The organism is Bradyrhizobium sp. SZCCHNR1098, assembly GCF_032489375.1.
Lineage (GTDB): Bacteria > Pseudomonadota > Alphaproteobacteria > Rhizobiales > Xanthobacteraceae > Bradyrhizobium.
Window position 1 is genome coordinate 146,298 of sequence record NZ_JAUEXY010000015.1, and the last position, 18,850, is coordinate 165,147.

Annotated in this window: 16 protein-coding genes, 1 tRNA gene and 1 pseudogene; 3 read left to right on the forward strand and 15 right to left on the reverse strand. The window is 63.9% G+C overall.

Translation table 11 applies throughout. The features are described 5' to 3' along the window. Positions 1-42 precede the first annotated feature (42 nt). The 7 genes from QX135_RS27650 to QX135_RS27680 all read right to left on the reverse strand — a co-directional run bounded on the left by QX135_RS27650 (position 43) and on the right by QX135_RS27680 (position 9,476). The gene (locus tag QX135_RS27650; RefSeq protein ID WP_316178727.1) at positions 43-1,665 is read right to left on the reverse strand and encodes a PEP/pyruvate-binding domain-containing protein; all 1,623 of its coding nucleotides are present in this window, start codon (positions 1,663-1,665) and stop codon (positions 43-45) included. Positions 1,666-1,676: 11 nt separating this feature from the next. Next, positions 1,677-3,602, reverse strand: a complete 1,926-nt coding sequence (locus tag QX135_RS27655; RefSeq protein ID WP_316178725.1) for a hypothetical protein — start codon at positions 3,600-3,602, stop codon at positions 1,677-1,679. Positions 3,603-3,875: 273 nt separating this feature from the next. Continuing rightward, on the reverse strand, positions 3,876-4,913 hold the full coding sequence (locus QX135_RS27660) for a zinc-dependent alcohol dehydrogenase family protein (RefSeq protein WP_316178723.1): 1,038 nt from the start codon (positions 4,911-4,913) through the stop codon (positions 3,876-3,878). Positions 4,914-5,117: 204 nt separating this feature from the next. Continuing rightward, complete coding sequence (locus QX135_RS27665) at positions 5,118-6,122, reverse strand: FAD:protein FMN transferase (protein ID WP_410052031.1); 1,005 nt, start codon at positions 6,120-6,122, stop codon at positions 5,118-5,120. Then, entirely contained in the window at positions 6,103-8,307 is a 2,205-nt protein-coding gene (locus QX135_RS27670) for a PepSY domain-containing protein (RefSeq protein ID WP_316178720.1), read from the reverse strand. The genes QX135_RS27665 and QX135_RS27670 overlap by 20 nt, the downstream gene beginning before the upstream one ends. A 23-nt stretch (positions 8,308-8,330) precedes the next feature. Continuing rightward, on the reverse strand, positions 8,331-8,801 hold the full coding sequence (locus QX135_RS27675) for a DUF2271 domain-containing protein (protein WP_315736963.1): 471 nt from the start codon (positions 8,799-8,801) through the stop codon (positions 8,331-8,333). Between the two features lie 252 nt (positions 8,802-9,053). Beyond that, on the reverse strand, positions 9,054-9,476 hold the full coding sequence (locus QX135_RS27680) for a PepSY domain-containing protein (protein ID WP_315811343.1): 423 nt from the start codon (positions 9,474-9,476) through the stop codon (positions 9,054-9,056). A 159-nt stretch (positions 9,477-9,635) separates the two neighbouring features. Here QX135_RS27680 and QX135_RS27685 point away from each other — a divergent pair, with 159 nt between their 5' ends. From QX135_RS27685 to QX135_RS27695, 3 genes and pseudogenes are all read left to right on the forward strand, one after another. Beyond that, positions 9,636-10,298, forward strand: coding sequence for a response regulator transcription factor (locus tag QX135_RS27685; RefSeq protein ID WP_316178716.1), 663 nt, complete (start codon positions 9,636-9,638; stop codon positions 10,296-10,298). Beyond that, on the forward strand, positions 10,295-11,674 hold the full coding sequence (locus tag QX135_RS27690; protein ID WP_316178714.1) for an ATP-binding protein: 1,380 nt from the start codon (positions 10,295-10,297) through the stop codon (positions 11,672-11,674). Before QX135_RS27685 ends, QX135_RS27690 begins: the two co-directional genes overlap by 4 nt. Positions 11,675-11,790: 116 nt before the next feature. Beyond that, positions 11,791-11,973: pseudogene (locus tag QX135_RS27695) on the forward strand (transposase); the annotation flags it as partial. 132 nt (positions 11,974-12,105) lie between these two features. Here QX135_RS27695 and QX135_RS27700 read toward each other — a convergent pair. The 8 genes from QX135_RS27700 to QX135_RS27735 form a co-directional block, all read right to left on the reverse strand. Next, positions 12,106-12,181 (reverse strand) — tRNA-Lys (locus QX135_RS27700). Positions 12,182-12,346: 165 nt separating this feature from the next. Next, the gene (locus tag QX135_RS27705; RefSeq protein WP_315771636.1) at positions 12,347-12,952 is read right to left on the reverse strand and encodes a Spy/CpxP family protein refolding chaperone; all 606 of its coding nucleotides are present in this window, start codon (positions 12,950-12,952) and stop codon (positions 12,347-12,349) included. A 149-nt stretch (positions 12,953-13,101) separates the two neighbouring features. Then, positions 13,102-14,427, reverse strand: a complete 1,326-nt coding sequence (locus QX135_RS27710) for a TRAP transporter large permease subunit (protein WP_316178712.1) — start codon at positions 14,425-14,427, stop codon at positions 13,102-13,104. Beyond that, on the reverse strand, positions 14,424-14,990 hold the full coding sequence (locus QX135_RS27715; protein WP_315778627.1) for a TRAP transporter small permease: 567 nt from the start codon (positions 14,988-14,990) through the stop codon (positions 14,424-14,426). The genes QX135_RS27710 and QX135_RS27715 overlap by 4 nt, the downstream gene beginning before the upstream one ends. A 121-nt stretch (positions 14,991-15,111) precedes the next feature. After that, positions 15,112-16,128: a TRAP transporter substrate-binding protein gene (locus tag QX135_RS27720; protein ID WP_315796402.1), complete on the reverse strand. Its 1,017-nt coding sequence runs from the start codon at positions 16,126-16,128 to the stop codon at positions 15,112-15,114. Between the two features lie 299 nt (positions 16,129-16,427). Then, positions 16,428-18,005: a 2-isopropylmalate synthase gene (locus QX135_RS27725; protein ID WP_316178709.1), complete on the reverse strand. Its 1,578-nt coding sequence runs from the start codon at positions 18,003-18,005 to the stop codon at positions 16,428-16,430. Between the two features lie 112 nt (positions 18,006-18,117). Next, the gene (locus QX135_RS27730) at positions 18,118-18,243 is read right to left on the reverse strand and encodes a hypothetical protein (RefSeq protein ID WP_284423887.1); all 126 of its coding nucleotides are present in this window, start codon (positions 18,241-18,243) and stop codon (positions 18,118-18,120) included. Positions 18,244-18,539: 296 nt separating this feature from the next. Then, a complete protein-coding gene (locus QX135_RS27735) occupies positions 18,540-18,674 on the reverse strand; it encodes a hypothetical protein (RefSeq protein WP_316234377.1) in 135 nt (44 codons plus the stop codon). Positions 18,675-18,850: the final 176 nt, after the last annotated feature.

The following is an 18,850-nucleotide window of genomic DNA, read 5'->3' on the forward strand; positions in this document are numbered from 1 at the left end:
CGGCGTATGATCCGGTCCTTCGCTTAGACCAGCGGCAACTGGTCAGGCCGCGGGCGCTTCAGCGATTGCGCCCCCAGAGCCGGTATCGCGCGGAAAGCGCCATGTCGACAGCTCCGCAAGCTCAGCCTCGGGCCGTTGTGCGACGATTTCGCCGCGCCCCAGGTAGAGACGGCCCGTATTGCCGTCGACGGTGATCCAGTCGCCGGGGGACACGACCGCTGCGCCGATACGTGCCTGCTGCGCTTCACCATCGACCCGGATCGCGGCGCAACCGACCACGCAGGGCTTGCCCATCTGACGGGCGACAAGCGAGGCATGCGCGGTGCGGGCGCCAACGGCCGTGACGATCCCGGAGGCCGCGGCGAAGCCGGCAATGTCTGCGGTGCTGGTGTCGTGACGGATCAGAATGACCGGATCACCTGCCGCCGCGAGGCGTTCCGCGGACGCGCTGTCGAAGGCCGCCCGACCCGTTGCGACACCGCCGGAAGCCGCAACTCCGACGGCTGCGGGCTGGCCGGCCGAAACGAGCGACGTCTCCGTGAGTGCCTCGACATCGATGCCTTCAAGTCTTCCCAGGGCCTCTTCCTGCGTGATCGATCCTTCGTGCACGAGGTCGACCGCGATGCGGAGCGCGGCGCGCGGGGTGCGCTTGGCGGCTCTTGTCTGCAGGATCCACAATCGGCCTTCCTCGATGGTGAATTCGATGTCCTGCACATCGCGAAATTCACTTTCCAGCCGCTTCAGAGTTGCACGCAGCCCCAGCGCCACATCCGGCAGCGCCCGTGACAGGGCCCTCTCGGTTTCCGGCGTCCTTCGGCCGGAGACGACGTCCTCGCCCTGCGAATCGAACATGACGTCGATGACCGGCTCGTCCGCTCCCGTCGAGGGATCGCGCGAGAATGCGACGCCCGCACCGGACGACATGCCGCCATTGCCGAACACCATGGCCTGCACCGTGACCGCCGTGCCCTTGAGATGCTCGAGGCCCTCGAGCCGGCGATAGGTCCGCGCCCGCTCACTGGTCCAGGATCGATAGACGGCCCGCGCCGAGCGTTCCAGCTGCACCGCGGCATCTTCGAGCCATCCGTCATCATCGGCCTCTTCCAGAAGCTTGTGTTGGTCGCAAACCAGCCGCTCGAGCGCCTCGCTGTCCAGCTCACGCTCGTTGCTGACGCCTTCGGCGGCAATCATCTGGCTCAATCGCTCGGCAAGCGGGGCGGGATCGATCCCGATGACCGTTTCGGCGTAGCTCTCGAGCAGGCGCCGCCGGCAGTCCCAGGCCAGCCGCGGCCGCCCCGTTGCGCGCACCAGACCGCGCACGGCGCGCGACGTGCAGCCGACATTGAGAACGGTATCCAGCATGCCCGGCATCGACCGCGCCGCACCGGACCTGACGGACACGAGCAGCGGATTGCGCGAGCAGCCGAACGACTTTCCGGTCGCCTGCTCGAGAAAGGCGATCCCTCCTTTCAGTCCGTCAACGAGCTGGCGCGTTGCCTGCCCCTTGCCGGCCACCACGTCGGCGCAGAGCTGCACCGGCAGCACGAATGCAGGCGGCACCGGCAGACCCAGCGCCGCCATCCGTGCGAGATTTGCCGCCTTCGCCCCGACCTCTTCGGCGCCAGGCAGCTCGCGCCGGCCATCCCCGATCCGCACCATCATCATCACTTCGTTCCCTAGGCCGAGAGGTCACTCATCGTGTAGCGCCGCAGCAGATGGCCGAAGCTCGCCAGGCAGTCGGTCGCGCGCTCGATCGCCCGCGCGAGCTCCAGAGCGCCAAGAGAGGCTGCCAGATCGAGCCCGCCGGAGAACACGCTCGCAGTGATTTCGCGTTCCTTGGCATCCGCCTGGTGCTCGGCATCCATCAGCCGGGCAACCGCCGCCAACGCATCTTCCGAATCTGCTCGGCGGCCTTCCTGGACCTCGGCAGCGGCGGCGAGGCCCGACGCGGCGTGCTCGGTTGCCGACACCGCCACCAACGCGAGCGCCCCCAGTGCGGATCTGATCTCGGGCTTCAGCGCGCCCGGCGCCAGCGACGCAATGAACGCAGCCTGCTCCAACTCATCGATCGCCTGCTCGATCCGGTCGACCAGGTCGCCGATCACCGGCCGCGCAGCGAGCCGCGCGATGTCCGCACGCGCCTCGATGGCGATCCTGTCGGCCTTCCGCTCGATCCGGCCCGCCCGCTCCGCGAGCTGCCTGACCAACGTTGGCTCCGGCTCGATCATCGACACGGCCTGTTGGACCAGCGCCGCCACATCGCGCGCCAGGCCGATCTGTCGGAGCACCATCGCGAGCAATCCGCTATCGACGCGATCGAGATGCCTGACCAGGTCGGCGCCGATCCGGTCCCGCGCCAGCCGTGACGACTGCCCCTCGCGCAAAGCCTCGGTCGAGACCTGCAGGCACGTCTTGAGGAAACCGATCGCGGCCTCTCGCCCCAGCACCTGGTCGAGCCGCTCGCCGAAGCCGATGCGCGTCGGTGCCGCGCTGCGCACGGCTGCGCCGAGCAGCTCGCTGCCGCCAAGCTCCAGAAAGCCGCGGTGACCGACACGCTGCCGCGCCGCCCATTCCAGGATACGAACCGCATCGGTCTTGGCGACCCAGCTGCGCAGCAGTTTGCGCGCCTTGTTCCAGTCGATCAGGAACACCAGCGAAGATCCGATGGCGGCGAGCAATTCGTCGCGATCGTCGGGCGCTCCATACTCATGAGATCCGGTGACGAGATAGAACGTCCCGTCGTCCTCGAGCCCCGCGGCGGCATGCTTGTCCAGGCCGCTCCATTTCAGCGAACACTCGTCGAACAGCGATACGAAGAACTTCGCGCGCGCCAGATGAACGTCGGTATAGGTGATGGTCACGGCGCTCGCCGTGACCACGATGACGATCACATGCGCATCGGTGGTGCCGATGTCGTTCTGGATGACCAGACGGTCGCCCGCCCGGATTGCGGTCGTATCGAGCCCGGGATGATTGAACTTGAGCGATCTCGTCTCGTTGAGCCCGCGCATGAAGCTCGCGATCGGTGCGCGATCGGCGTCCTGCACGCCGAAGACATGCGCGCCGGCGATGATCTCCTCCGAGTGGGTCGCGGCCAGACGGTTCAATGCCTTGTGCAGGTCCATCACCAGCCGATGCAGGCTGTCCGGTCCGTCATGCTCGACCCCGGTCAGCCGACCGACGCGGGCGATCTCGATCTCCGGCGTCGCTTCGAGGTGACCCGCGCTGCGGATCGAGGCCAGGCGTCTTTCGAACTGCTGGCCTTCCGACGGATTGCCTGCGGCGGCGGCACTGATCATCGCGAGAATGTCGCCCTCGATGCCCTTCAGCAGAGGAGCGAGTCCTGGTGCGACCACCTTGTCGTCGCCAGCGAGATGTGCGCCGCCGATCAGTGTGACGAGCGCCGCCGGCGCAAGCCCGGCAGCGCGGCTCTCCATCGCGAGATCAGGCACGTTCGCGCGCGGCTGTCTTGCATGTTGGACCGCGGCCTGCAGCGCGCTGAGGCGGAGCTTGATGCGATCGTTGGCGGCCAGTCCCTCTGCCACGAGCTGCGGCAGCAGGATGTCGGGTTGTCCGAGCTCTCTGACAATTTCAGTTTTCATCGGCGCACGTCGCTGTTTGATAACGGCCTCGTAGCAGCCGGCGAACGGTGCGGTGTTGCGCTGGATCATTCATCGAAATGTCACATTCGGCGATCAGCGCTGAAGCTCGGCAGTCCGCAGGTTACGCGCGTCTTTCCCAAATGTCGCAGTCGTGCGATCGATGCCTTCGTCCAAGCCTGCGACGACAGAGCTGAACCCTTCGCCTGGATCGAGAAAAAGGTTAGCCAGCGCCCCTTCAAAGGCCGACGTATCCCCCGGCTATGAGTCCGCGTACTAGAACTCGATCAGCACCTTCAGGGCGTGCGTACTGGCAGCTGCTCCGAAGGTCTCATAGGCGTCCAGGATCTTTTCGAACTTGAACCGATGGGTGATGAGCTTCTTCGCGTCGATCCTGCGAGATTGTACCGTTTTAAGCAGCATCGGCGTGGTGACAGTGTCGACGAGCCTTGTCGTGATCGCAATATTGCGGTCCCACAGTCGCTCCAGGTGCAAATCGACCTTGACGCCGTGAACACCAATATTGGCAATGACGCCGCCGGGCGCAACGATATCCTCGCAGATGATGAAGCTCGCCGGCACACCGACCGCTTCCATGGCGGTGTCGACGCCGCGACCGCCCGTCATCTCCATGATCTTTTCAACAGCCTTGCCATCCTTGTTGTTGATGACAGTTGTGGCGCCGAACCGGGACGACATCTCCAGGCGATTGTCGTCGAGGTCGATCATGATGATTTCGGCCGGCGAGTAGAATTGGGCCGTCAGCAGGGCTGCCAAGCCGATCGGACCGGCGCCGACGATCGCCACCGTCGAGCCGGGCTGGACCTTACCGTTGAGCACGCCGCACTCGAAGCCGGTCGGAAGAATGTCGCTCAGCATCACCAACGCGTCTTCTTCGGTTCCGGCCGGCACATGATAAAGGCTGGTGTCAGCAAACGGAGTACGCACGTATTCCGCCTGCGTTCCGTCGATTCGGTTGCCAAGGATCCATCCGCCGTTCACACAATGGGAATACATTCCGCGCCGGCAATAGTCGCAGGTCCCGCAGGAGGAAATGCAGGAGATGATGACGTGATCGCCCGGCCTGAAGGCGGTAACGGCGCCGCCGATCTTGTCGACGATGCCGACGCCCTCATGGCCAAGAATTCGGCCGGGTACACAGGTTGGAACGTCGCCTTTCAATATGTGAAGGTCAGTCCCGCAGATTGTCGTCTTCACAAGCTTGACGATGGCGTCGGTCGGAGCCGAAATCTCGGGTTTCGGCCTTTCCTCAACGGCCTTCTTTCCCGGACCGTTATAGACGAGCGCCTTCATGACCATCTCCTCTGCGTCGCGGACGAAAATTCGCGGAGGAAGCTAGATGGGTGACGATGCGCGAGCTTGATGTTGGTCAAACCTCTCCATCCAGCTGCATCACGATGATTTGTCGGAACCAAAATCCAGCATCGAGAGCCAATCCACCGCATGGCCGTTTGCCGCCGTACCTAGGCAGCTGGGCGGAGCGCGTACCCATCGACCTCACCCATGTGATAGATCTTGCCGCCTCATCTCCGCCGACGCTGCCCAAGGCACCTCGAACGCCGGACCGACGGGAATCTCGACCAACCTCTCGTTCCCTCGCTGGATAAGCAGGGCACTGAGGCCCTGCTCCTGCGCCAGCGCCTTGCTCTGCACCGGACCGAGGACCATGAATGCCGTCGCCCATGCGTCAGCATCCATGCAGCTTGCCGCGACGACGGAGACTGAGGCGATTGCGTTGTCGATGGGACCGCCGCGTGACCGGTCCATGGTGTGAGACAGACGTTTTCGCCCGAGATCGATCCAATGCCGGTAATCGCCTGAAGTAGCGACCGCCGCGTCCCATAATTCAATGACGCCAAGCGGACCGCGCCGTTCGTAGTCGGGCTTTTCCACCGCCACGCGCCACGGTGTTCCGTCCGCCTTGGCGCCTCGTGCTTTCAGCTCTCCATCCAGACTGACCAGCGCATTGGAAATACCGAAGGCTTCGACCGTTCGCATCATCTCGTCCACGGCGAAACCCTTGGCGATTCCTGAAAGGTCCAACGTAGACTGCGCATGTTTGCGCACCCTGCTTCCCGGCACATCCAGCTCTAGAACCGTATGGGTTGGCGGCAGTCGCTCACGAAGCGCCATCTGGATCGCGTCCTTGTCGGGAGCAGAGGCAGCAGGTCCGAAGCCCCAGGCATTGACCAGGTGCCCCAGGCCGATGTCAAAGGCTCCGCCCGATGCATGTCCGATCGTCACGCCCCGTTGCAGAACTTGCATGATCTCGGCAGGTAGGGATACCCAGACGCCTTGCGCGGCCGAGTTCAATCGCATCAGATCGCTGTCCGGCTTCCATGTGGACATCTCGCGGTCGACGCGATCGACGGCACGAGCCAGGGCGGCCTCCAGTGCGGCAATGTCGGTGTCAGGAAAAGCATAGACCAGCGCCGACCAGCGCGTTCCCATCGTGGCGCCGCTCAATGCGTGGCGAACAAGATCAGTAGACATCTTCAGCAAGCCTCCCCTGGGCCTTGAGCACCATGGGCGTCAGGCCGGTCGGCGCGAGCACATCAGCTATCGCCTCCGTCACGCCCGCCGCCATGTCGCGCCCACCACACACCATGACCTGCGCACCACCGGCGATCAGGGCACGAAATCGATCGGCGTCCTTGCGCAGCCGATCCTGCACATAGCCGCCACCTTTCACGCGCGAGAATGCGGTGGCGAGGCTCGTCAGCCGTCTGTCATGCAGCCAGCCGGCGATCTCGGGCTCATAGAGGAAGTCCGAGGCTGGATCGCGGCCGCCGAAATAGAGATGCATGGGCCTGCGCGAGAAATTGGCGCGGACCAATCCCGCCAGGGGACCAATGCCGGTGCCGGCGCCGATCAGGATGACCGGCTTTCGTCCGCGCGCCGGACGGAAGGCTGGATTGGCCTTCACGAAGGCCTCGACGCTGTCGCCCGGCTCAAGCCCGTGAAGCAGGCCCGAGCAAAGCCCGCCGGGATGTTTGCGCACGCAGATCTCGACAAATCCATCGCTGGTCGAACTGGCCAACGAATAATAGCGCGGTGAGGTGCAGCCCGGCGGCACGATGCCTATGAGGTCGCCTGCCGTGAAGCGCGGCCAGCCGCCCCCTGCGACGCGCGCGAACATGTGGCTCATCGGCAGCGCGAAGCGCAGCACGCAGGTTGGCGCCTGCACCTCCGCGCCGTAGTCGACGCGGTCGACAAGCGTCAGAGTATGCGTGCGCGGCCGCTCCGGCACATGCAGCAGCGCCAGCTCTTCGCCCATGACCTGCGACAGCGCCTCGCCCCACCGCGCGAATTCCTGCTCGGATTGGCGGTCGATCGTCTCGAGCGGCATCAGCGACGCCCAGCCCTTCCGCGCCAACGTCGCTTCGACATCGTGAGCGAAACGGCAGAATTGCGGGAATTGCCGGTCACCGAAGCCGAGGACCGCGATTGGGAAAGGCGGCGGCTCTGCGATCCCGTCGAGGCGTTTGAGGAACACGCTGGCCGTCGCGGGAGCCGCGCCGTCGCCATAGGTCGCGGCCAGCAGGAACATGCGCCGCGCCGATGGATAGGATCGCAACAAGCTATCCATCGAGGCCGTATGAACCCCGTGTCCATTAGCCGTCAGGGCGGCGTGCAGCGTGCGGGCAAAGCCCCATGTGCTGCCACCCTCGCTCCCGACCAGGATCACGGTGTCGGCGTTCTTGGCGACAACGTTGTCAGCAATTGGAGCATATGCACGGCGCCGGCTCCACCACATCACAGCTCCGCTCAAGCCAAGTACCGGAACGTTGAGGGCACTGACGCCCAGCAGCAAGCCGAGCCACCACAGCCCTTGGCCGGTGTGCAGCATGTAGATGAATTCGTAGATCTGCCGGGCGATTGAATGGTCGTGCCAAGCCAGCAGGCCTCCGCCCGCGGGATCGACATATCCTTCGCCGGTCGCGGTGGTCAGGTGAAAGAGGTCGTCCGGGTTCGCCGGGTTGGGAAAAGTCAGCACTCGGAGCTGGGAAAGATCGATGCCGCGCAAGGCAGCGATTTGCTCGACGGGAAGAGCCGGGCCGCGGGTCGTCGCCGTCGGGAAAGCGGGCGCCTGCGACATGCCGTCCGAAATCAGTCCGAACGTGGTGAGCGATAAATAGAGCGCCGTCAGAGTTGACAGCAGAAGCCCACCGACCGCCAGCCGCCCGAGGTCGGTATGTAGTCGCTGAATGCCATTGCCGCGCGCCCGGCTGAGAATCTGTCCCCATCCTCCCATGCGCCGGGCGGTCATCTGCAGGCCAGACAGCAGCAGGACCAGCATCGCCAGCGCGCCGGCGCCAGCGGCCACGCGCCCGCTATCGCCGAGAAAGAACGAACGATGCAGGTTGGTCATCCAGCGTTCGAATGCCGAGCGCGTGTAGTCCGAAACAAATTCACCGCTCACAGGGTTCACCACGCTCGCGGCCGGGCCATCGTTCCCGGAATAGAAGGCGATGATCTTACCGGAGGGCAGGCGTTTGAGCTCCTCCACACCAGGATAGGTGCCGACGACTCGGCCAGCCAAAGCGGCGACGGTGACACTGCTTGGCGAAATTGCTTCAGCCCGATCCCAGGCCGGAATCGCCGACAGCAGCGAACCGCTGATCGCGAGTGCCATCAGCGGAATGATGACGAAAACGCCTAGAATCCTATGAATCCAGCGCAGCATGACATCCATCCCTGTCCATAGGCCTACATGGCGTAGGTGAAGGAGCGGACGTAGCTTCGGCCCGCCGCCGGCCGACTTGCTCCCGCGGATGTCAGCGGAACGACCACCTCGGACGGGCTGTCCCGCATGTCCTCGGCGGCGGCATCGATGTGGAGCTTGTAGCCTGCATCGAAGAGCGCATCCGCGAGGTCCAGCGTGACTTTCAGCGTCCGGCCGGCACCGACGCTGGCACCCGTAATGCCGTTGATTTCGGCGGGGTTTCCGCGCGATCCTCGGTTCCAACCGCTGAGATGGCTGTAATATTTGGACTTTGAGCCCGCCACCCACAGCGTGCCTTTATAGGCGCCCGTGGAATCGGTCACGTAAAGCGCGAGATAGGCTCCGTTCCCGCCATAGTTGCTGAGCGTGGTGGTCAGCGTGACAGGACGCGCCATGGCGAGCCCGGGAGCGGTCAGCGCGGTGGTGACGGCAAGGACGGCGAGCAGCGATTTCATTGTTGGTCTCCAGCAGTGGCGTATTGATCGCACCAAGACTGAAGACCGCAGATGACGTGCTCCTGAAGGTCGATAGGAATCTGCTTCAGGCAGCCGTCAGGTTGGACCTCTTCAAAAACGGCAAACGCCCCGCAGCAGGCGGGGCGCACTTGAACGCGATGTGTTCGTTCGCCTCAGGCAATGGAAGTCAATGGCGCCAACTCTCACCTTCTCTGATCACGGCTCCAACAAGATGGACTCCGCACCACGGCATCACTTGACTTCGGCCTTGGGGACGGCACCGCCCTGAAAAAGCCCGTTGGAAGGCGGTACTCCCGCTGGCTCAGGGGCTCCCTCCGGCCCGGAGCGTCCACTACGCCGGGCACCGTCTTCCTCATCATCGCGGTTCCTGCCGTGCTCTCCACGCTTTTGTTTCACGCGGATCACGGCGAGCGATGCGGGATCTACCTTTGCCTCGATCTCACGACCGTTCTCGTCCTGCCCTCTAATCTCGAAGCATCCGTCGTCGATCTTGATCCTTCGCACGGTCCAGCCGCGCGCCTTTGCCATTTGCTCGACTGCTTCGCGCGGCTGCCATTGGGCCATGGGAACCTTGCAGTCGTCATTATCGGCCACCGCCAGACCCGGCGCCAGAGTGCCCATCAGAATGGCCACGATCACTGCTATCGCTTTCATGTTTCCTGCTCCCGTTCGAAGCCTCAACCTGTCGTCCTTGTGAGCCGGTTTCCTGACGGCGACCTGAAGACGCTGTGGCTTTTGCGTCAGGTCAACGTCAGATTCCCCTCTATGACTATCTATGATCCGAGATGGATGGGGGGTGGGCGGAATGAGGCGATGCGGATATTGCTGATTGAAGACGACACGATTCTGGGCGCTGCGGTGCGCGACCAGATCGTCTCCGATGGACACTCGGTTGACTGGGTTACCCGCCTTGATGCCGCGCAGGACCATCTGCGCAGCACGGCCTATGATCTGCTTCTGCTGGATCTGATGCTGCCCGACGGTCGCGGTATCAAGCTCCTGCGCGATCTCCGCACCGAGGGCATGGTGACGCCGGTCATCATCCTGACGGCACTCGATCAACTCTCCGATCGCATTGAAGGCCTCAACGCCGGCGCGGACGATTATATGATCAAGCCCTTCGATCTTTCGGAGCTTTCGGCACGGCTGAACGCCGTCGCGCGTCGTTATTCCGGCAATCCGAATCCCCTTGTCGGGATCGGCGATCTCCGGATCGATCTGGCCGCCCGCTCAATCACCCGTGCAGGAAAGAACATCAACTTGACAGCGCGGGAATGGGTGCTGTTCGAGACCTTCGTGCAGCGACCGCGTCGGGTCCTGTCAAAGACCATTCTTGAGGAACGGCTCTATTCATTTGGAGAAGAGATCGAGAGCAACACCATCGAGGTGCACGTCAGTCGGCTTCGCAAGAAGCTCGGACACGACGTCATCGAGACGGTGCGTGGTCTCGGTTACCGACTGGGACACAGCGCATGATGCCGCCGCGCAGCTTGCAGTGGCGCATCTCGCTGTGGCTAGGACTCGGCATCGCACTTCTCTGGATCGTCGCAGCCGTCGCGACAGCTCAAAGGCTGCGCCACGAAATGAACAGGGTTTTCGATAGTGCGCTCGAGGAAACAGCCCAGCGCATCCTGCCACTCGCAGTGCTCGACATCCTGGACCGCGAGGACGGCGACACCTCGCAGCGTATTGCGACCCTGAGGGAGCATGACGAGTACTTCACTTATATCGTGCGCGACGCGCGCGGGTCCGTGCTGCTGCGCTCGCACCGCGCTGACGACGCGATATTTCCGCCTTTCGCCAAGACGGGGTTCGTCGACACAGCGACCCACCGACTCTACTTCGACGCCGCGCTGCGAAACACGGTGACGATCGCCGTGGCAGAACCGCTTGCCCACCGTCGCGAGGTCGCAAACAAGGCTCTCCTCGGCCTGGCTCTGCCGCTCGGCCTCTTGGTGCCTCTCGGTCTTGTGGCGGTTTGGGGCGTCGTGCGCGTCTCGATGGCGCCGGTCAGGCGCCTGGGAAGGGGTATAGAGGCGCGTGGCAGCGGCGACCTGTCTCCGATTCCGGTCGCAGACCTGCCCTCCGAGATCGCACCGATTGCCGACGCTGTGAACCACCTCTTGGAAGGGCTTCGGCGTGCACTGGAAGCCGAGCGAAGCTTTACTGCCAACTCTGCGCACGAGCTGCGTACACCGATCGCCGCCGCGTTGGCGCAGACACAGCGGCTGATCGCGGAGACGCAGGACGCTGCGGCGCAAAGTCGGGCACAGCAGATCGAGACGGCGCTGCGGCGGCTTTGGCGACTGTCTGAAAAGTTGATGCAACTGGCAAAGGCCGAGGGCGGGCGCCTTCAAGCCAAGGAGACGATCGACATCGCATCCGTGCTGAAATTAGTCTCAGACGAGATAATGCGCGATCCGGCCACGGCCGGCCGGCTTGTTCTCAATATTCCTGCCACGCCGGTTCTGTTGGATATTGATACCGATGCTTTTGCCATTCTGGCGCGCAACCTGATCGAGAATGGCCTCAAGCACGGAGCGTCGGACGCTCCGGTCACAGTGACACTTTCAAACATTGGCGTGCTCACGGTGACCAACGAAGGACCGCCGGTTCCGCCAGAGTTGCTGACGCGCCTGTCCCACCCCTTCGAGCGCGGTCGTACTGATGCAGAAGGATCCGGCCTGGGCCTGGCCATTGCAAGAGCCATCGCCTCCGGCGTTGGCGGCGAGCTTATTCTAACATCTCCGTTGCCTGGAGCGCAGAGTGGTTTCCAGGCCCGCTTTTCCCTCCAAGCCTTGGGCCCGGTTGAAGAAAGTGCGAGTAAAAAGGGAAACGGCCCGGCGCGGTAGGCTCGACCCATTGCATGTGATGAGAATACGAAAAACCGGGCGCGTCCGCACCTGTCCACGACGGGAGGCCGGGCTGGCAGACCGACGGCCGCTAGGTCACTCCGGAAGGCGAGCGGCTGAACAGCGACGGCCGCCGCGAGGTTCTCGGCATGGACATCGGCCGTCCGAGACCGAGACATTCCGGACGACGTTCCTGCGCGTGCTCGCCCGCCGTGGGCCGTGCGGCGTCGCTTGTGATCTCCGACGCGGATGAAGGCATCAAGGCTTCAGTCAGCAAGGTCCTGTCCGCATCGCGCCAAGCTGCATTCAACCGATCCGATCGAGCGGCTCAACGGCGAGATCAAGCGCCGGCATCTTCCGAAATGACCGCTTGTCGGAATGGCTCCACGGGATCAGCCAATTCGGGATCAGCCAAGAGTCCTTGAAAGGCTTGGTGGGCGCACTAGGGCTCGAACCTAGGACCCGCTGATTAAGAGTCAGCTGCTCTACCAACTGAGCTATGCGCCCGGATCTTGCATCCGGAGAAAGCCTTCCGCGAGAGCCGGTCGTTTAGCAAAGCGATTCCGAGATGTCCAGCGATCCCTGAGGATTTTTCGGCACTTTCGATGCAGAAAAACCGCCGGCGGGCGGCGGTTTTCCCCAAATGAAATCAGACGGATCGTTAAACGGCTGTCAGAGCCGTCCGGACTCGCGTTCCTCCTCGGACCAGCCCATGCGGCCCATCGGTCCCGGGCCGAAACGATGCTCGCCGAAGCCCGGACCATCCTCCGTGCCGCCCTCGCCGCGCTCCATCCAGCGGTGATGGCGCGGACCGTCCGGTCCCATCATGCGCCCCATCGGCCGGGTCAGCATCGACAGCCGGCGCTTCTGGCCGTCGTCGAGCGTCTTGTAGAGCGGGTCGGCGGCGTCGGCGACCTTCTTCATCGCATCCGCCGTGACCGCCATGGTGTCGGCACGCTCGCGCAGCCGCGCCACCGGATCGACATCCTTGTCCTGCGCCTCATCGGCTGCCTTCATTCGCGCGTTGGCACGATCGAACCGCAGCTTGACGAGATCGCGCACCGCACTCTCGACCGGCGGCCACAATTTCTCCTGGTCCGCCGTCAGCTTCAGTCCGGCATGGACGGAAGCGATGCGCGCATCGAGCATGGCGGCGCGATCTTCCGGATTCATGCGCGCATGGTGCATGTGATCATGAAACCAGCCGCGCTGGGCGTAGACCGCGGTCGAGCCGGCGATGGCGAGCACGGCGACTGCGGCGATGGTGAACCTTCTCATGCCAACCTCCTTGGAAACTCGGATCAGCATGAGCCTGCCGTTCCGCGCCTTCAACTTACAGTTTGGACAGAGTGTGCGACCTTACGAAGATGTAATTGCTTCAAATACCTTTCTGTTTTTGCAAATCAGTTTCAGTTTGTTGCCGCGCCTCAAAGCATCCCCAGCATGCGCGGCAACCACAGCGAGATTTCCGGCACGTAGGTGACGAGCGCGAGGAAGCCCAGCATCGTCAGCAGCCAGGGCATGACGGCGATGGTCAGTTCGGTGATGCCCATCTTGGCGATGCCGGAGGCCACGTAAAGGTTGAGCCCGACGGGCGGGTGGCACATGCCGACCTCCATGTTGACCACCATCAGGATGCCCAGATGCACCGGATGGATGCCGAGCTTGACCGCGACCGGGAACAGGATCGGCGCCATGATCAAGACGATCGAGGTCGCCTCCATCACGTTGCCGGCGAGCAGCAGCAGGATGTTCACCACCAGCAGGAACACCGCCCAGTTGACGCCGGCGCCTGCCATCCAGTTGGCGATCTGCTGCGGGATGTTCTCGTTCGCCATCAGGAACGAGAACAGCACGGCATTGGTGATGATGTAGAGGATCATCGCGCTCATATTGGCCGAGCCGAGCAGCACCTTCGGCACGTCCTTCAGCGACATGTCGCGATAGACGAACACGGCGATGACGAAGGCATAGACCGCGCTGACGGCCGCAGCCTCAGTGGGCGTGAACTTGCCGGTGTAGATGCCGCCGAGCACGATCACGATCAGCAGCAGGCCCCAGATGCACTTGCGGAAGGCGACGAAGCGTTCCGCCCAGCTCGCGCGCGGCATCCGCGGGTAGTCGTTCTTCCAGGCGCGGTAGAAGGTCGTGAAGCCGAGCAGGCTCGCCAGCATCAGGCCGGGAATGACGCCGGCGATGAACAGCTGCCCCACCGAGGCCGAGGACACGCGGTGGCCGGCCGGATCGAGCGCGATGCTGCCGCCGGTCGCGACCGCATAGACCACCATCACGATCGAGGGCGGGATCAGGATTCCGAGCGCGCCTGACGTCGTGATGACACCGGCGCCAAAGCGCTTCGGGAAGCCTTGGCGGACCATCGCCGGCAGCATGATCGAGCCGATCGCGATCACCGTGGCCGGCGACGAGCCGGACACGGCGGCGAACAGCGCGCAGGCCATCACGCCGGCAAGGCCGAGGCCGCCATACCAGTGCCCGACCATCGAGGTCGCAAAATTGATCATCCGCCGGGCGACGCCGCCATGGGTCAGGAAGTTGCCGGCCAGGATGAAGAACGGGATCGCCATGATCTCGAAATTATCGATGCCGGTAAACAGCTTCAGCGCGACCGACTCGGTCGGCACGTTCGTCATGAAGAAGACGAACGAGAGCACCGTGAGGCCGAGCGCGATCGAGATCGGCATGCCCGTCAGCATCAGGAAGATGAGCAGGCTGAAGATGAGGAGGCTGCTCATCGCGCGGCCTCCACGCCCGTCGTCTCGATGCCCTCGACGGCCGCATGATCATGATGCGGTAGCTCGTCGTGGCGCAGATAGTGCCAGGCGACCTGCAGGAAGCGGAAGCACATCAGATAGGAGCCGAGCGGGATGCAGAGGTAGACGAGCCAGCTCGGCAGCTCCATGTCGGGCGTCACCTGGTCGGTCTGCGACAGGCCGTAGACGAACTTGGCGCCCATCGTGCCGATGATGGAGGTGAACAGCGCTCCGCAAAGCAGGCCGAACAGCACCGTCACCTTGCGCAGCGATGGCCGCATCATGTTGACGACGACGTCGACGCCGACATGGATGCCGGTGCGCACGCCATAGGCGGCGCCGAACTTCGCCATCCACACGAACATGTAGATGCAGAGCTCCTGCGCCCAGGACATGTCGATCGGGAACAGCAGCGGATAGAACAGCGGCACGCCGACCAAATAGCGATGCAGCACCGCCAGGAAGATGATCGAGGTCGCCGCCGCGATCAGGAATGCGATCAGGATCTCCTCGAGCCGATCGAGGATGCGCAACAGAAAGCCCAAGTCCCCTACCCCCACAATCAAACGTCCGCGGCGCTTGGCTGCGCCGTCTGCCTTCTTGCGCGCCGAGTGCTTCACCCCTCGGTGCGCAGACCATGGCCCGCGCACCGCTCGCCTCACGCCATCAGTTGGTCGTGCCGCGCGTCTCCTTCAGGAACTCGTCGATCAGCGGCTGGCCGACGCGCCCCGCGACGTCCTTGTACACCGGCATCATCGCCTTGCGCATCGCCTCGTCCTGGGCCGGCGTCAGCTTGACCAGCTCGGTCTTGCCGGATTTGCGGATCTCCTCGAGCGCGTCGTCGTTCTCCTTCGCCGACTGGTTGTTGCCGTAGGCGGTCGCTTCCTTCATCGCCTTCTCGCAGGCGGCGCGGATATCCGGCGGCAGGCCGTCCCAGAACTTCTTGTTCACGACCACGACGTAGCCGATGTAGCCGTGATTGGTCAGCGTGATGTACTTCTGCACCTCGTGCATCTTCTGGGTATAGATGTTCGAGGGCGTGTTCTCCTGGCCGTCGACGACGCCGGTCTGCAGCGCCTGGTAGACTTCCGAGAACGCCATCACCTGCGGAATCGCGCCGAGCGTCCGGAACTGCGCGTCCAGCACCTTCGAGGACTGGATGCGGAACTTCAGGCCCTTGTAGTCGGCGGGATCGACGAGCTTCTTGTTGGCGCTCATCTGCTTGAAGCCGTTGTCCCAGTAGGCGAGCCCGATCATTCCCTTGGGCTCGAGCAGCTTCAGCAGCCTGGCGCCGAGCGGGCCGTCGGTCACCTTCCGCAGGGTGGCGAGGTCGGGCAGGATGTAGGGCAGATCGAACACCTCGAATTCCTTGATGCCGATCGGGCCGAACTTCGAGTTCGACGGCGCCAGCATCTGGACCGCGCCGAGCTGCAGCGCCTCGAGCTCTTCCTTGTCCTTGTAGAGCTGCGAGTTCGGATAGACTTCGACCTTGACCTTGCCGTCGGTGTATTTCTCGGCCAGCTCCTTGAACTTGTCGGCGGCGAGGCCCTTCGGGGTGTTCGAGGCCACCACGTGGCTGAACTTGATCACGATCGGATTGTCGGCAGCGAGGGCCGGGCCGGCCAGAGCGAGCACCGCGAGCGAGGCGGCGGTGGCGATCACATGGCGAAACTTCAAGTGCAAGGTGTCCTCCCGACGTTTCGGGGGACATTGCAATGACGCCCCCGCTTTGTATGCCAAGGACATTGTTAGCGGGTCGCCGGCCGGAATGCCATTGACCGTTAGCCGCAGAGGCGGGGATTCCCGTGCTGCAGCGCAAAAATGGTGGTGACTGTCATTCCGGGGCAGCCGCGCAAGCGGCTGAGCCCGGAATCCGGAGGTTATTGGCGCTGGCGCAAGCCAAGCTCGGGATTCCGGGTTCGACGCTGCGCGTCGCCCCGGAATGACGAAGCAAGGTTCGGCCCCAACCGACGATCGTGAGCTCAGCTCGCCGCTGCGGCCGCCGTACCCGCGCCTTGCGCCACGTCGCGCTGGCGCTTCATGACCAGCTTGTTGAGCGCACCCAGATAGGCCTTCGCAGACGCCACCAGCGTATCCGGATCCGCCGCGCGCGCGGTCATCGAGCGGCCATCCTGCGACAGCCGGACCGAGACCTCGGCCTGCGCGTCGGTGCCCTCGGTGACGGCATGGACCTGGTACAGCTCCAGCTTGGCCTCGTGCGGCACCAGCGACTTGATGCAGTTGAAGACGGCATCGACCGGCCCGTTGCCCTCGCTCTCCTCGATCTTCGCCACGCCGTCGACGTCGAGCTTCATGGTGGCGCGCTGCGGACCGCGGGTGCCGGCAATCACCGACAGCGACAGCAGCTTGATCCGGTCATGGGCACTGACCATGCCCTCGTCGATCAAGGCCTCGATGTCCTCGTCGTAGATGTGCTTCTTGCGATCGGCCAGCGCCTTGAAGCGGACGAAGGCGTCCTCGACCTGGTTGCCTGCCAGCTTGTGGCCCATCTCCTCCAGCTTGTGGACGAAGGCGTGACGGCCGGAATGCTTGCCCATCACCAGCGAGGTCTGCTTCACGCCGACCGTCTCCGGCAGCATGATCTCGTAGGTCTGCGCGTTCTTCAGCATGCCGTCCTGATGGATGCCGCTCTCATGCGCGAACGCATTACGGCCGACGATGGCCTTGTTGTACTGCACCGGGAACGAGGTCGCGGCCGAGACCACCTTCGAGGCGTGGGTGAGCTGCGTGGTGTCGATCTTGTTCCAGTACGGCAGCTTGTCGTTGCGCACGCGCATCGCCATCACGACCTCTTCCAGGGCCGCATTGCCGGCGCGCTCGCCGATGCCGTTGATGGTGCATTCGATCTGGCGGGCGCCGGCGCGGACGCCGGCCATCGAGTTGGCGACCGCCATGCCGAGGTCGTTGTGGCAGTGGACCGAGAACACCGCCTTGTCGGAGTTCGGCACGCTCTCGCGCACGCGCTTGAACAGGTCGTAATACTCCTCCGGCACGGCATAGCCGACGGTGTCGGGAATGTTGATGGTGGTGGCGCCGGCCTTGATCGCAGCCTCGACGCAGCGGCACAGGAAGTCGAACTCGGTGCGGGTGCCGTCCTCGGACGACCATTCGACGTCGTCGGTGTGGTTGCGCGCGCTCGTCACCGAGGAGATCACCAGCTCGAACACCTGCTGCGGGTCCATCTGCAGCTTGTACTTCATGTGCACCGGCGAGGTGGACAGGAAGGTATGGATGCGGCCGCGCCTGGCCGGGCGGATGGCTTCCGCACAGCGGTCGATGTCCTTGGCGCCGGCGCGCGACAGGCCGCAGATCACCGCGTTCTGGGACCGCTTGGCGATCTCGTTGACAGCCTCGAAGTCACCGTCGGACGCGATCGGGAAACCGGCCTCGATGATGTCGACGCCCATGCCGTCCAGCATGGCCGCGATGTTGAGCTTCTCCTCGAAGGTCATGGTGGCGCCGGGGCACTGCTCGCCGTCGCGCAGGGTGGTGTCGAAAATGACGACGCGGTCCTTGTCGGACTGAACGGGATTGGACATCTGCTTTCCTCGAACTTTTCGGGTGGTGCGCGTGGCTTCCAGAGGCGCTGAAGGGTGTTTCGGTGTCGAAGCAGCCCCCTGAGTGCCCAGGCGCATCCCGCCCAGCCGGCCCTCAGGGGCAGCTAAGAAGCAGAAGCTCGATCGCGCCGATCAGGTCGGCGGGCTGCAGCGCGGCGAGCGCGATCGTCCGGGCGTCTGCCCCGGCGATGGCCTCGATCTCTGCGCTGCGAATCAGCATTGCCAAACCCTTTGCGAGAACACGAAAACTGTGCGGCAAAACCGTTGACGGTTTGTTGCCGAGGTGCCCTCGACAGCGCTTTTACTGGGAATGGGAGGGTCTCGCAACGCCGAATAATGGTCAGGAGGGGTGACGTATTGGGGGGGGCCCGCGCCGCTCTCCCTATAAATAGTGTCATCCCGGGCAAGGCCGCCAACGCGCCAGCGTTGGTGGACGCCGACCCGGGATCCATACGCCGCGGCGGATTTGGCTGGGCGAGTTGGAGCGGCCATCGTGCCTCGCAGATCTCCCTGGGGTTATGGATCCCGGATCGGCGCACGCGTGACCGCGCGCTTGTCCGGGATGACGGTGAGGGTGTGGTTGTCGGCATCTGCACCAGCACGCATTTCACGCTCCCGCGACACATCCGTGCCCGAGTTGTTCACCAGCATCGAACCCTCTTCCATCAGAGGGTGCAGGGAAGACCGGGCGTCTGCCGACACCCGCGGCCCCCGTGCGATAGAAAATGCACGGGGCAGGAACCACAGGTACGGCCAGGACATCCCGGCCTCCCCTGCGCAACGGCTTTACGACTTACTTCGCGCTCTCCTCGGGGACCGGCTTGATT

Bases quoted from the DNA above. Each gene is read 5' to 3' on its own strand.
- QX135_RS27650 (WP_316178727.1), bottom strand. From the start codon at position 1,665: ATGATGATGGTGCGGATCGGGGATGGCCGGCGCGAGCTGCCTGGCGCC.
- QX135_RS27655 (WP_316178725.1), bottom strand. From the start codon at position 3,602: ATGAAAACTGAAATTGTCAGAGAGCTCGGACAACCCGACATCCTGCTG.
- QX135_RS27660 (WP_316178723.1), bottom strand. From the start codon at position 4,913: ATGAAGGCGCTCGTCTATAACGGTCCGGGAAAGAAGGCCGTTGAGGAA.
- QX135_RS27670 (WP_316178720.1), bottom strand. From the start codon at position 8,307: ATGCTGCGCTGGATTCATAGGATTCTAGGCGTTTTCGTCATCATTCCG.
- QX135_RS27675 (WP_315736963.1), bottom strand. From the start codon at position 8,801: ATGAAATCGCTGCTCGCCGTCCTTGCCGTCACCACCGCGCTGACCGCT.
- QX135_RS27680 (WP_315811343.1), bottom strand. From the start codon at position 9,476: ATGAAAGCGATAGCAGTGATCGTGGCCATTCTGATGGGCACTCTGGCG.
- QX135_RS27685 (WP_316178716.1), top strand. From the start codon at position 9,636: ATGCGGATATTGCTGATTGAAGACGACACGATTCTGGGCGCTGCGGTG.
- QX135_RS27690 (WP_316178714.1), top strand. From the start codon at position 10,295: ATGATGCCGCCGCGCAGCTTGCAGTGGCGCATCTCGCTGTGGCTAGGA.
- QX135_RS27705 (WP_315771636.1), bottom strand. From the start codon at position 12,952: ATGAGAAGGTTCACCATCGCCGCAGTCGCCGTGCTCGCCATCGCCGGC.
- QX135_RS27710 (WP_316178712.1), bottom strand. From the start codon at position 14,427: ATGAGCAGCCTCCTCATCTTCAGCCTGCTCATCTTCCTGATGCTGACG.
- QX135_RS27725 (WP_316178709.1), bottom strand. From the start codon at position 18,005: ATGTCCAATCCCGTTCAGTCCGACAAGGACCGCGTCGTCATTTTCGAC.
- QX135_RS27730 (WP_284423887.1), bottom strand. From the start codon at position 18,243: ATGCTGATTCGCAGCGCAGAGATCGAGGCCATCGCCGGGGCAGACGCC.
- QX135_RS27735 (WP_316234377.1), bottom strand. From the start codon at position 18,674: ATGCTGGTGAACAACTCGGGCACGGATGTGTCGCGGGAGCGTGAAATG.